The 12,145-nt window shown below is 54.1% G+C and carries 15 protein-coding genes; 13 read left to right on the top strand and 2 right to left on the bottom strand.

Annotated elements, in window-relative coordinates:
• Window positions 1–21 precede the first annotated feature (21 nt).
• Both IEX10_RS20155 and IEX10_RS18335 read right to left on the bottom strand, forming a co-directional pair.
• The gene (locus IEX10_RS20155) at window positions 22–381 is read right to left on the bottom strand and encodes a hypothetical protein (RefSeq protein ID WP_308420719.1); all 360 of its coding nucleotides are present in this window, start codon (window positions 379–381) and stop codon (window positions 22–24) included.
• A 145-nt stretch (window positions 382–526) separates the two neighbouring features.
• Window positions 527–907 (bottom strand): hypothetical protein, encoded by a 381-nt coding sequence (locus IEX10_RS18335; protein WP_188678635.1) that lies wholly within the window; start codon window positions 905–907, stop codon window positions 527–529.
• Here IEX10_RS18335 and IEX10_RS18330 point away from each other — a divergent pair.
• From IEX10_RS18330 to IEX10_RS18270, 13 genes are all read left to right on the top strand, one after another.
• Window positions 894–1,523, top strand: coding sequence for a lytic transglycosylase domain-containing protein (locus tag IEX10_RS18330; protein WP_188678632.1), 630 nt, complete (start codon window positions 894–896; stop codon window positions 1,521–1,523). The genes IEX10_RS18335 and IEX10_RS18330 overlap by 14 nt on opposite strands.
• Window positions 1,520–1,810 carry a TrbC/VirB2 family protein gene (locus tag IEX10_RS18325; protein ID WP_188678631.1) on the top strand — a complete coding sequence of 97 codons (291 nt, stop codon included), beginning with the start codon at window positions 1,520–1,522 and terminating at the stop codon, window positions 1,808–1,810. The genes IEX10_RS18330 and IEX10_RS18325 overlap by 4 nt, the downstream gene beginning before the upstream one ends.
• A gap of 12 nt (window positions 1,811–1,822) precedes the next feature.
• Complete coding sequence (locus IEX10_RS18320; protein WP_188678629.1) at window positions 1,823–2,101, top strand: VirB3 family type IV secretion system protein; 279 nt, start codon at window positions 1,823–1,825, stop codon at window positions 2,099–2,101.
• Complete coding sequence (locus tag IEX10_RS18315; protein WP_188678627.1) at window positions 2,091–4,454, top strand: VirB4 family type IV secretion/conjugal transfer ATPase; 2,364 nt, start codon at window positions 2,091–2,093, stop codon at window positions 4,452–4,454. The genes IEX10_RS18320 and IEX10_RS18315 overlap by 11 nt, the downstream gene beginning before the upstream one ends.
• Window positions 4,455–4,689: 235 nt before the next feature.
• The gene (locus IEX10_RS18310) at window positions 4,690–5,835 is read left to right on the top strand and encodes a lytic transglycosylase domain-containing protein (RefSeq protein ID WP_188678625.1); all 1,146 of its coding nucleotides are present in this window, start codon (window positions 4,690–4,692) and stop codon (window positions 5,833–5,835) included.
• Entirely contained in the window at window positions 5,835–6,677 is an 843-nt protein-coding gene (locus IEX10_RS18305; protein ID WP_229678632.1) for a type IV secretion system protein, read from the top strand. Before IEX10_RS18310 ends, IEX10_RS18305 begins: the two co-directional genes overlap by 1 nt.
• A gap of 15 nt (window positions 6,678–6,692) precedes the next feature.
• The gene (locus IEX10_RS18300) at window positions 6,693–7,346 is read left to right on the top strand and encodes a VirB8 family type IV secretion system protein (protein WP_188678623.1); all 654 of its coding nucleotides are present in this window, start codon (window positions 6,693–6,695) and stop codon (window positions 7,344–7,346) included.
• 1 nt (window position 7,347) lies between these two features.
• Entirely contained in the window at window positions 7,348–8,052 is a 705-nt protein-coding gene (locus IEX10_RS18295) for a TrbG/VirB9 family P-type conjugative transfer protein (protein WP_188678620.1), read from the top strand.
• Window positions 8,049–9,386: a TraB/TrbI/VirB10 family type IV secretion system protein gene (locus IEX10_RS18290; protein WP_188678618.1), complete on the top strand. Its 1,338-nt coding sequence runs from the start codon at window positions 8,049–8,051 to the stop codon at window positions 9,384–9,386. Before IEX10_RS18295 ends, IEX10_RS18290 begins: the two co-directional genes overlap by 4 nt.
• The gene (locus IEX10_RS18285; RefSeq protein WP_188678616.1) at window positions 9,387–10,373 is read left to right on the top strand and encodes an ATPase, T2SS/T4P/T4SS family; all 987 of its coding nucleotides are present in this window, start codon (window positions 9,387–9,389) and stop codon (window positions 10,371–10,373) included.
• Window positions 10,370–10,576 carry a hypothetical protein gene (locus IEX10_RS18280; RefSeq protein WP_188678783.1) on the top strand — a complete coding sequence of 69 codons (207 nt, stop codon included), beginning with the start codon at window positions 10,370–10,372 and terminating at the stop codon, window positions 10,574–10,576. The genes IEX10_RS18285 and IEX10_RS18280 overlap by 4 nt, the downstream gene beginning before the upstream one ends.
• Entirely contained in the window at window positions 10,573–10,977 is a 405-nt protein-coding gene (locus IEX10_RS18275) for a hypothetical protein (protein ID WP_188678614.1), read from the top strand. Before IEX10_RS18280 ends, IEX10_RS18275 begins: the two co-directional genes overlap by 4 nt.
• 10 nt (window positions 10,978–10,987) lie before the next feature.
• Entirely contained in the window at window positions 10,988–12,076 is a 1,089-nt protein-coding gene (locus IEX10_RS18270; protein ID WP_188678612.1) for a TrbL/VirB6 family protein, read from the top strand.
• Window positions 12,077–12,145: the final 69 nt, after the last annotated feature.

Here is a 12,145-nt window from a genome sequence, read left to right as displayed (position 1 = left end):
CAATGCAGCGCAAGCCGGTGATTATTGCCCATCACGCTGAACAAATTCTCCATATTCTTGGCTGACCTCCTGCGCTTCGGTGAACGCACGGCCCCGTTCAATCTCCAAACACCGGAAGTATGCTTGAACGTCGTTGATATAGGTCTCGAAATCCCGTTTTATTAAGTCGGCATACTCTTTGGCGGTGTCCGGATCTGCCGGAACGAACGGTCGATCCGGGGCATAACAGGTTCCCGCATGCACCATCGAGGCTATAAAAACACACGATATTGTAAGGCCGTAGGTGAGCTTTCTGATGAGTGGCAATGCCTGTGCCCCCTTAGATGCTGGAAAAATTCGCTGCTTATGCTTAAAGGTGGCGTAGAAACCGTCTTCCTTCAAGTAACAATACTATAACTTGAGGGTCGTATTATAATATTGTAGTAGCAGGGTACCCGAGGAGGGGCCCTGTTTGCCAACCTGAAAAGAGAGCGCAAACGTGGGGACAGACATACATAAAGAAGCGCCCAATGTGGTTACCGAAACATTACTCCGATCTCTCATCCAGAACGGATATCAAGCTGAGGTTGTATGCAAAACCACAGCGACGAAAAAAGCTGCGGTTTGGTATGGGGTCTGGATCATCCGTGTGGTCAACAAAGATCACACGTATGAGAAGCTGCTTGTTTCTGCCCGAAACCGAGCCACGCCAGAAGACGAAATTACTGCGCGGGCCTTCAAGACTGCCAATGGACTTATCTCTTTCATGCAGGGGATGGGCTTCGAACACGTCGATATTCCATTGGTTGAGGGCAGGCGTTCTACCCACATCCTCACGGACAACGCTCTGGACACTGACAACAGCTAGCGCGACAGCGCTATTTCTGATCAGCACCACCGCAAACGCGCAAGCTATGGTGCTGGTCATGCGAGGCGATGGCTCGCTGGAAACATCGACCTCGCAAAGCAACTTCGCAAGAAATTACAATGATGGGGTGGGGCAAGGCACCGCCTCTCAAGGTCTTCAACTCTTTGGCCGCGGTGCCAACGAAGATACGTCGCCGGGTGGCGCTGGCCCTCGGGTCGCTTCGGTTGCGGCTCGCGCTGCCCGTGGACGCCCCGAAATTCTTGCTGCCATTGATGAGACGGCGCTGCGCTACGCAAGCCACCCAGCCCTGCGACGTGCTGGCCTGTCCGTAACCGAATGGCGACTTCTGTTCCGCTCCAACATTGAAATTGAAAGCGCCTACCAGACGAACGCTCGTAGTCACGTCGGTGCGATTGGCTTGGGACAGCTTATGCCAGAAACCGCGCGCGATCTTGGCGTTGATCCGCACAACTGGCGACAGAACCTCGATGGATCGGCCCGGTATCTCTTGATGATGCTGGTCCAATTCGGGGACGCGCGACACGCTTTGGCGGCATACAACGCCGGTCCTGATGCAGTCACGCGCTACGCGGGTATTCCGCCCTATCAGGAAACCCAAAACCACGTCAGCCGCGTGCTGGCCGTGTTCAACCGGCTAGAGGGAGATAACTCATGAAGCCTACCACTACCAATATGGTGACACTGTGCGGTGTGCTGCTGATTCTGGCGCAACCGGCCCTGGCACAGTCCATCGACTTGTCACCTGTCCAAACACTGTTGCAAGGCATTGTTGACGCGATTACCGGCCCCCTCGGTATCGTGATCGGCACGCTCGCTCTGATCGGCGTCTTCTTGTCTTGGCTCTTTGGCATTCTCGATTTTCGGCAAGCCCTTTGGGTCGTTGTCGCAATCGCCGGTATCGCAGCCGCGCCGACGATCGTTGCCGCTATCTGGACCACATAGGGAGCTGGTAAGATGGCAGAACAGTCCCGTCTTTTCATTGGCCTCGTAAGACCTCCCAAATTGCTGGGCTTGCCCATCATGTACGCAATGGTCTGGTTATTCTGGTCTGTTCTCGTCTTCTTGTGGGTTCAGCATTGGGGCGTCGCTCTCGCGTCGGCCCTTGCATATCCCGCTCTGTGGAAAGCCGCGGATTGGGACCCTAATTTTTTAGATGTTGTAGCAATCACGTTGCAGGAAACACCCCCTACCCCAAACAGGAATATCCACGGAGGAAACAGCTATGCCCCGTGATGAAAGTTTCGATCCAATGACGTTGCTGCCTGAATGGGTAAAAAAGGAAAAAGAGCTAGCCCACATGCTTCCGTATGTGAGTTTGGTCGATGATTATACCGTCAGGACACGCGGAAGCGAACTATTTCAATGTATTCGCCTCGAAGGTGTGAACAGCTACACGACCGACGACGATCATCTTGACAAAATCCGCGCCCTGTTTGCTTCCATCATTTCGCAGATCGGCCCTGAGTTTTCGTTTTATGTCCACAAGGTTTCAAAGGCCATCGACCCGGCGTTGATGGCTCTTAAGGGTGACGACTTTGCGGCCCATGTCGATCAAAAATGGACTGCATTTCTGAAAGATGGCGGGCTGCGCGACAAAACACTCACCCTGACGATTTTGCACCGCCCTGCCCTGACCTCCAAGCTGCCGTTCAGTGCGAAAAAATCCATCGCTGCAATTAAGGCCCAGACTGAAAAGCGGATGCGTCGTGTCAGTGAAGTTGTTGGATTTCTCAAATCCACCTTTGCAGACATGAATCCCCGGCTTTTGTCAGCTTCAAAAGGTGAGCTGCTTGGCTTTCTGGGTGGCCTGAACACCGGGCAAGAACTTCCGCTCTATCCAACCTCAAAATACGGCTTTCTGGCGCAAGATGTAGCCAATTCAAGGATCACGTTTCGCGGCACGATTTTTGAGGTTTCAGAAGGGGCTGTCGGTTCGCGGTATGGCACAAGCTTCGCCATCAAAAACTACCCTGCGAAAACGTCTTGCACGATGTTCGATGAACTGAACCTGCCGGTCGATATGGTTGTCACGCACTCGTTCACACCGATCAATAGCAACCTCATGGCAGGCCGAATTAAGAAACAACAGCGTCTAATGCGGGCCGCTGACGATGGGGCTGTGTCTCTGGAAGCCGAATTGGCCGAGGCGTTGGACGATCTTGAATCGAAGCGTCTCAGCTTCGGGGACCACCACATGACGGTGACCGTCTTTGCTTCCACGCTTGAAAACCTTGACTCGATTGCTGGGGAAGTCCGCAACACAGCTGCTACCGAAGGCGTCAACATGGTTAATGAAGCCTTCGCCGCACGCACCCATTTCTTTGCACAACACCCCGGCAACTCCGCAAAGCGCAGCCGGAAAGCGGCGGTAACCAATAAGAATTTTGCAGACTTCGCCGCCTTCCATCGGACACCGCTTGGAAAGCAGGGTCATGAGGTGCCTTGGGGGACCACGATTTCGATGTTCCCAACACCGGAACGGTCTGCTCACTGGTTTAATTACCATGAGCAAGGTTCCCCCGACAAAGAGCCGACTGGCGGACACACTCTGATCCTGGGTCGTCCAGGTTCAGGTAAGTCGGTACTGTCAGCTTTCCTTATGACGCAGGCTCGGAGGGCAGGCGCGCGACTTTTCGTCTTTGACTATCGCCTCGGTATGGAAATGGCGGTTCGCGCCAATGGTGGTCGCTATACAGCGGTCAAGGCGGGTGAAGCCACGGGACTGAACCCGCTCTGGACGGAGATTGACGAACGCGGGCAGGCGTGGCTTGCTGACTGGCTCGCCTCTCTTATCTACCGCACAGACAAGCCGCTTACCCCCTCTCAGACCAACCGCATTCAAGAGGTTGTTCGTCAGAACGCAACAGTCTCCGATCCGGAGCTTCGAAACTGGCAAGACTTGTCTTCGTTGTTCGTCTCTGTCGATGATGGTGGCGATCTGCACGATCGGTTGCAAGAATGGACTGCTGAGGGACGTTACGGCTGGATATTCGGCCAAAACCAAGAAGATACGTTCTCACTGGATGGCGACGTTGTAGGCTTCGACCTGACGGGGATCTTGGACAGTGAAAGCGAAAAAGAGCGCATGGCCGTTCTGTCGTATCTGTTCCGCCGCGTAGAGCGAGTGATTGAGGATCGCCAGCCCACGATCATCATCATTGATGAGGCGTGGAAGGCACTCGACAACGGCTATTTCGCAGAGCGCCTGTCAAACTGGCTTGTTACCGCGCGGAAACAAAATGCTGTGGTCGTGATGATGACACAATATGCCAGCCAGCTCGAACAAACACGCACGGGCAAGACAATCATTGAAGCTGTGCCGACGCAAATCCTGCTCCCAAACATTCGGGCCAATGCGTCAGATTACGCAATGCTGAACCTGCACAACAAGGAACTAGATGTCTTGCTGAACACCGGCAGCAACTCGCGGCTTGGGTTGGTCAGAGACGATGACGGATCAGTCGTCATAAACGCTGATCTGAGCGCCCTTGGGCCGCTTCTAACCATCCTCGGCGGGATGGAAAAAGGTGAACAACTGGTGGGTGCCGATTATCGCCAGCGACCGGACTTCTGGAGAGTAAAATGAAACTGACAATAACTGCTCTTTTGGGCGTACTCGCTCTGAGTGCCTGCACAAACTATCAGGGACCGAAGGCTAACTGCTTTGATGGCGGCTCCACAACCCGAGCCAAACACGATTTGACGTCTGAATCGCTTAGCTTTGCAGCGCAGTCAAACGCAACAGTTTCGACGCGCAATGCTCCCATGAAGAACTGCACATTCGAGGCCCTCGCCGCTCCTGCGGGCCCTCGGGGACAGTAATGCGTAGAGCCCTCACATACACAGCGATTGGCCTGATCTGGGCCACGTCCTCGGTGGGTCAAGGCGTACCTACCGTGGATGGGGGTTTGGCTATTAGAAACCAAGCCGCGAACGCTCATCGTGAAGAAGACCTTGCTACCCAACGTGAACGTTTATCGACTGCTGAGGCTATTGCGGAAATCGAGGAAGAACAGCTTTCGGTTCTTCAACAGATTTTGGATGCGCAATCCAGTTTTGGTGGGCAAGACATCCCTGCAATGGTCACTGGTCTCGAAGATGGTGAATTGCCTGAACAATCGGCGGATACGCTGTATGCGGCGGTCGATAACAATCCAGCCGGGGATCAGATGTTCGGTGATGCAAACCAGAACATTGAACAACTCATCATTCGCGTAGCACTGGAGACCCACGGTTTGAGTGGTGTTGGAAGCGCCGGTTTATCGGTCCTTCAATGGCGCTGCCTTCTGCAAGCTCTCATCTGGCAAGAAAGCCGCTTTACTATCGGTGCTCGTTCGCCGGTAGGTGCTTTCGGCCTGACGCAGATCATGCCCGGAACGGCGGGCGATCTTGGCATTTACCCGGCCTTTTACGACAGCCCGTATTTGCAGGTCGAAGGTGGAGCACGGTATCTGGCGCAAATGCTGCGTATGTTTGATGGCAACATCATTCACGCGCTCGCGGCCTATAACGCCGGACCAGGCAACGTCCAGAATTATGGCGGCGTTCCCCCATTTCAGGAAACACAGCACTACGTGCAAGTGATCCCGCGCAAATACAATGAATATCTGACCCGTGTGGGCGGTATCGACGCACTTGGGACCATTGACCCTGCCCTTCTTGCAAATTCGAATCTGTCAATCTCTGGGGCCGGTGCCAGCTTCTATGGCAACAGCTCAATGCAGAATGTCGAAGCAGCGGCCTTGCATGTCCAGAACATCGTTCGCCGGATCGGGCAGACGCAGGACATTCAAGAGGCGATGGCTCTCAACTCATATGCGCGGGCAGAACTGGTCCGCCTCGTTGCGGTGCTGACACGCCTGAAAGCTGCACGCACTCGGCCTTTGAGTGACGCAGAACTGGCGATGGCAGCTGCACAACTCAAGGAATCGGAATTTATGGACTTCACATTGGAGGAACTCGACTAATGGAAAAATTCGTCAAAACACGGGTGTTCATGCGCTCCACCATCTCAGCCACCGTTCTCGGTGCAATCGGGTTTGTAGCTGCGCCCAGCCTACTTGGGGGCGGCGCAGCGTATGCTCAGGGTGTCCCAACTGTCGATACCCAGAACATCGCGCAGGAAATCCAGCAACTTCGGCAGATGATCGAAGATGAGGTGTTGCAAAACGAGCAGCTTCAACAAGCGCTGGCCCAGCTTGATACGCTGCGCGAACAATACGCCCAGCTTCAAGAGACCTATGCCGCCCTGACGGGCCTCATGGAACTGCCTGAAATCATCACAACGCAGTTTGAGGAAGAACTGAACGGCATTTTGGATCAGGAGTTTGGTGATATTCTCTCGACCATTGAAGCGATCAAGAACGGCGACTGGTCGCAGCTTGCGGGAAATGGTGCATCGGGCATTCAAACCCAAATGACGCGCGTGTTGGAAGAAGCCGGTTTCAATGAGGATACATTGTCGGAAATGGCAAATAGCGGTGCTGCTGGCGCTGAACGCACCGCGCAGCAGGCCACGACAGGTGCGATGATGTCTGCCGCCGCCCAAAACAGCTATGAGGAAGCCGGTCAGTCCCTCGAACGGGTTGATCGTCTCGTTGGCATGATTGGCGATATGGAAGAGCTGAAAGACAGCGTTGATCTGAACACCCGCGTCACTGCTGAACTGGCAATCGCTCTCGTGGCCCAATGGCAGTTGGAAGCCGTGCAAACCGTTGGGACAGGTCAAGCCGGTGTGCTCGACGCCGCAACATTGGCAGAAGAACAGCAATTCATGGACTTCACATTGCCGACCCTTTCGGCTGACTAATCAAGGGATAATGACGTGACGATTGAACAGGAAATCATTGAGGAAGAACTGATTTACGGCGCTCGACGACGTGAACAGTTTTGGCAAAAGCTGGGGCTTTCGGGATTGGCGTTTGGCGTTTTAGGGTGCCTTGCGGCTGCGGCTGTGGCGATCCTCGATGTAGACCCTGACCCGGTTGTTGTGCCTTATAATCCAGAAACAGGGATGGCGCTCCCCAACGCATCGGTTGGTGCTGTTCGCGTGACAGAAAATCAAGCCGTCATTGAGTCGGTTGTGTTCCGGTATGTGACCGATAGGGAAACATACAACCAGCTCGACAACGATCTGCGTGTCCGCAGCATCCTTGAACGCTCGGATCGTGCGGCCGAAGCCTCCATGCGCTCCCTCTGGGATAGTGCCAACTCGAACTATCCGCCAACAGTGTACGGCCAGAATAGTCGTCTTGATGTGGAAATTCTCAGCATCAACCGAATCGGCTCGAACCGCGCTCAGGTTCGTATGCGCAAGCGTTTGACCTCGCCTCAAGGTGTTCAGGCCGGGCTTTTCACCGCGACATTGCTTTTCGAGTTCCGGCCTGAAGAACGTCGCTCGATTGATGATGTATGGAGCAACCCCTTCGGTTTCACAGTCATTGAATATGCCATCCGCTCAGACAGATTGGAAAATTGACATGAAGGCAATAAAATCAATCATTCTGTCTCTGGTTCTGGTTCTGGCCCTTGCGGCGGAACCCGTGTTTGCAGAAGCCATTCCTCGTGCTGGGGGCAATGATCGCCGTGTTCGCATCGCGACCTATCAGGAAGGTCAGGTATACCGTCTAAGCGTCAGCTTGACCCACGTAACGTCCATAGAATTTGGGCAAGGCGAAACAATTCGCTCAATCATTGCCGGTGATACCGAAGGCTTCCAGCTCGATGGTGTTCCCGGTGGCCGTGCTTTCGCTGTCAAACCAAACGCTCGCCGGGTTCACACGAATATTACTGTCTACACGAACCGTCGCAGCTACTATTTCAATGTCCAAGAGAACTCATCACCGACCTATTACGTGGTGCAGTTTCGGTATCCTCAAGACAACGCAACGGGCAGGAATACAGTCGCTCAACAGGCAGCGAATTACAATTACGCAGTCAGTGACAGAAAAGAGTTCACGCCAACATCTGTTTGGGATGATGGGACGTTTACTTATTTCCGGTTTGCGCGCGGCGCACCGGTCCCGGCCATTTTCCGGGCGACAGGCAGCAATGAACGGACGGTCAACAGCCAGCAGGTTGAACACGGTTTAATGCGCGTTTCGGGTGTCAGTCGGCAATGGGTTCTTCGCCTCGGTGATGAAGTCGTTTGCATTCAAGCCACAGCAGGAGGCTCAGGATCATGAGCGACACAAACGATCTTGAAAAACGGCTGGCGGCCTTGGAAGGCGGCAGTTCCGCCGCTGCGGCTAAAAAGAAACCGTCACTTGCCATGGCCGCGGCTGGCGCAGCAGGTATCGCCCTCTTGGGTGGTTTCACTTACCTGAGCTTGCAGGGGGACGGAGAAGCATCGTTATCCACGGCACAACCCGAAGAATTTCAGACAGAAGGTCAAGGATTTGGCGAGATTGACCCATTCGTCCCGCCGCCGCCGCCTGAGCCAGAGATTCAGATTGTTGAAACACAAGTTGAACCCAATGCAGATCTGTTGGCACAACTGGCGGCACTGCAAGCCCAGATCGAAGCTATCAAGAACGCACCGGAGCCTGAAGCCGAAGACAACACGGCGGCAGCAGAGGCTATGCAGGCTTTGTCCGAACAGATCGCAGCTTTACAACAATCTTCAGAAGCCGCCCAACAGCAATTCCAAGATGCGCTCGCTGAGCGGGATCGCGAATTGGAAAAACTTCGCATGGACCTTGAGCTTGCTCAACTGCAGGCTCCCACCCCTGCCCCGATACCATCGACTATGGACGACGTTGAAGCGCGCCGCCTCGCAGAACTAGAAAGACGCCGCCAAGCCGAAATGGCATTTCAACAGGCTCGAATTGAATCACCTACCATCGCCTTCGGAGGTGGTACTGGTGCTGATGGCTCGTCTGAATTGACAGAAAGAACGCTCAGCCGAGTGCAGGACTTCGTTGTTAACGGGGCATTGCCGTCACCCGTCACTCAAGCTGAAGTAATCGCCAACCCGTCAAACACAGTCGTCCAAGGCACGATGATCCAAGCGGTGACAGAAACGGCATTGGACAGCTCCCTTCCCGGCGCTGTGCGCGCAATCATTTCTGAGGATGTTCACTCGTATGATGGATCTAGGGTCTTGATCCCGCGCGGGTCACGGCTGATCGGTCGATACCAATCAGGTGCTGAGATTGCGCAAAAACGTGTCACCATCGCATGGGACCGGATCATCATGCCAAACAACCAGACGGTAGTGATTAGCGCATTCGGCGGTGATGAGCTCGGCCGGTCCGGCGCAACCGGCTTCGTGGATACTCGGTTTAGCGAACGCTTCGGTTCGGCGGCACTAATTTCACTGATAAGCGCCCTACCGGGCGCGGCGGCAGCGCAGGTTGAAGACGAAACCTCTGCCGAGGTGTTGGAAGACGTCGGTGACGATCTTGCCGATGCAACGGATAGCGTGATTGGCGATTATCTCGCCCTTGGCCCTGTGATCTATGTGGATCAGGCTTCGCGCATCACAGTCATGGTTGATCGCGATTTGGAGATTTTCTAAGTGGCATCAAACTATCTCCAACAAAGCCTGGACAAGCTTCCGGACGCCAAGCGGGATGATGTGATTGAAATTTGCGTCAATCCTGATGGCACTGTGTGGGGCGAATTTCACGGCGACCACTTCATGAGTCGTCTTGAAACCGTTCTTACCCAGACGGAAATCAGAGACCTCTCAAACCAGATTGCATCTGCCGCCAGCACGACGATGAGTAAAGACAAACCGATTGTCTCTGTAAGCGTGACTTATCGCGGGCGTCCAATTCGCGCACAGGTGATCCAACCGCCTGCTGTGAGGGATGGATACTCTATCGCTCTGCGCTTCTTTTCCACCCTGTCGCTGGACGACATTGAACTCAAGTTTCTCTATGGCGCAGAACGCAGTTTGGAAGTGGATCGGCAGACCAGAAACCGTGAATTGCGAGAAGTCGTAAAAGGCGGCGACATTTACGCTGCCGTGCAATTCTGTGTGGAAAACAAGCTGAACATGATCGTATCGGGCGGCACTTCCACGGGGAAAACCGTCGCCGCGCGGAAGATCCTCGCTTACGTGCCAGACGACGAGCGGATAATTACTATCGAAGAAGCTGCCGAATTGCTGCCATCGCAGCCTAATGCGGTCACGCTGATTTCAAACCGAGACGTTCCAGCACAATCGGCGGACACGTTGCTCACCTCAACCCTTCGGATGCGGCCTGACCGGATTGTGTTGGGAGAGGTGCGTGGCCAGGAAGCCATGACGTTCCTAGAAGCAATCAACACCGGTCACGGCGGGTCAATGACGACGCTTCATGCAGAAACCCCTCAACTGGCGGTTCAGCGCTTAGCAATTGCCGCACTTAAAACTGATGTGCCAATGACTTACAGGGACATGATACAATATATCGAAAGCTCGATTGATGTAATCATTCAAGCAGGTCGCCATAAAGGTGATCGCGGGATTACGGAGTTTTACCTACCCGGAACGCCTGAAGAAGGAGACAAAACATGAAGCAGTTTGAGCATGAATTTCTGGTCTTTGATATGGCCAGCAAAAAGGGTCTCGCCCAAATGCGCGCAACACTCGCAGAGTGGGGTGCAGCAGGTTACGAGCTAGTTTCCGTTGTGCCGTCCGATATGCACTCACGGAGCGTTACGGCTTTCCTGAAGCGCGAAATCGCTGAGCTTACAACGAGCAGCGGAGAAGCGGCATGATCCGTTTCTTTGTGACAACCGCTCTTATTGCTGGGTTCGTAAGTGTCACACCGGTATCGGCTCAGGTCACGATAACGATTGGAAGCGAGACGCCAAGGGTTTGCCCAGATCAACCACCCCAACCCGAATGGGTTGATCGCATCCCTTTGCGTGAAGCTCACAATAAAGTGCTGATCCAGCAAATGTATCGCGCCCAGAGCATGCAAGCTGTCGCGGAATCCGGGGACTGCTCTTGTGAGACCAGGTTTCCCACTTGGGAAAATGTCGAAACTACGTTCCTCGAAGCCTATGCCGACTTAGACCGTTGGGGCGCGACCGAACGGACGGAGGAGTATCGCAATCTTGCCAACGAACACCGCAAGATCGCGAAGCCAATATGTGAGCACCAAGGCAACTGGTGAGGAAACCTAGATGAGTGTCGTTACGTACTTTGTGGAAACAGCCGAAGGCTATTTGAACACTGCTGCCGAAACCCAGTTCGGATCCGTGGCAGCAACTGTTGGAACTCTGATCAACCTCGCCTCGATCATCTTGGTAGTCATGGTGTTCATCAACATGGCCTATCAGTATAGGTCGATGGATGGGCGAACGGCGTTTTGGCTTGCGGTGAAAATAACTTTAGTCGGGGTGTTTGCGTTAAACTGGACGCAATTCAACTCTTTTTCCACAGCAATTCTCAACGGCATTGACAGCATTGCGGGCGCACTCGTGGCCTCCGTTGGTGGTGGCACACCCGGCCCGTCCGGAACATTCGCAGAAGAATTTGACAGCCTAATCGCATCCCTAGGTGATTATCTCAACGCAGCAGGTTCAGAACTGAATTGGATGGCGGGTGCGATGCTCGATATTCTCGGCGTCCTTTTGCTTTCTATCCTCGGCGGCCTGGCTGCGTTCATTCTCGTCGCTTCCCGCCTGATGATCGCCCTACTAATAGGCATGGCCCCCATCATGATCTTTCTGACGCTCTTTGAGGTCACCAAAGACTATTTCGCCCGCTGGCTATCTGCACTCATTTCGTTTGCATTGTATCCTATCGTTGTTGCGGGCGTCTTTGCGACGATAACGGGTGTGTCACGTGCGCTCTTGGGCGAGCTAGGTGATCCCGAAGGTGCATCGAATATCGGCGCACTAATCCCCTTTTTCATGATGGTCCTGATGGCGAAGGGATTCATTATTGCCACGCCATTTATCGTTCGTGCAATCTCAGGGAACATCGTCATGCCCGCGCTTACAAGCGGCATGGGCGGAGCTTATGCCTATGGACGGGCATTGGGTGGTAGCCAACAGGCATACAGCCGTATGGGTGTCGGTACCGCGAGCGGAGCCGAGGTGATCGCAATTCGAACTCGACAAGCGATGGGGATAAACCGTCCAGCTGAGACAACAAGTCGGCACCAATCAGCCAATATGAAACCAACTGCACCACCGCCACAAACAACCGGCACCGGCCAGCAAATGCAGCGGATGCTGGCCCGGTCTGATCGGTTGAAAGGCAAATAGACCATACGGGAGCATCCAGTTGATCTACACGTTGCCTTTGAAGAACAAGAAAAGGCACGCCTATCAGCG

This window comes from Neptunicoccus cionae, from assembly GCF_014643735.1.
Lineage (GTDB): Bacteria > Pseudomonadota > Alphaproteobacteria > Rhodobacterales > Rhodobacteraceae > Amylibacter > Amylibacter cionae.
This window is presented reverse-complemented; position numbering and strand designations above follow the sequence as displayed.

Bases quoted from the DNA above. Each gene is read 5' to 3' on its own strand.
- IEX10_RS18330 (WP_188678632.1), top strand. From the start codon at position 894: ATGGTGCTGGTCATGCGAGGCGATGGCTCGCTGGAAACATCGACCTCG.
- IEX10_RS18335 (WP_188678635.1), bottom strand. From the start codon at position 907: ATGACCAGCACCATAGCTTGCGCGTTTGCGGTGGTGCTGATCAGAAAT.
- IEX10_RS18325 (WP_188678631.1), top strand. From the start codon at position 1,520: ATGAAGCCTACCACTACCAATATGGTGACACTGTGCGGTGTGCTGCTG.
- IEX10_RS18320 (WP_188678629.1), top strand. From the start codon at position 1,823: ATGGCAGAACAGTCCCGTCTTTTCATTGGCCTCGTAAGACCTCCCAAA.
- IEX10_RS18315 (WP_188678627.1), top strand. From the start codon at position 2,091: ATGCCCCGTGATGAAAGTTTCGATCCAATGACGTTGCTGCCTGAATGG.
- IEX10_RS18310 (WP_188678625.1), top strand. From the start codon at position 4,690: ATGCGTAGAGCCCTCACATACACAGCGATTGGCCTGATCTGGGCCACG.
- IEX10_RS18305 (WP_229678632.1), top strand. From the start codon at position 5,835: ATGGAAAAATTCGTCAAAACACGGGTGTTCATGCGCTCCACCATCTCA.
- IEX10_RS18295 (WP_188678620.1), top strand. From the start codon at position 7,348: ATGAAGGCAATAAAATCAATCATTCTGTCTCTGGTTCTGGTTCTGGCC.
- IEX10_RS18290 (WP_188678618.1), top strand. From the start codon at position 8,049: ATGAGCGACACAAACGATCTTGAAAAACGGCTGGCGGCCTTGGAAGGC.
- IEX10_RS18280 (WP_188678783.1), top strand. From the start codon at position 10,370: ATGAAGCAGTTTGAGCATGAATTTCTGGTCTTTGATATGGCCAGCAAA.
- IEX10_RS18275 (WP_188678614.1), top strand. From the start codon at position 10,573: ATGATCCGTTTCTTTGTGACAACCGCTCTTATTGCTGGGTTCGTAAGT.
- IEX10_RS18270 (WP_188678612.1), top strand. From the start codon at position 10,988: ATGAGTGTCGTTACGTACTTTGTGGAAACAGCCGAAGGCTATTTGAAC.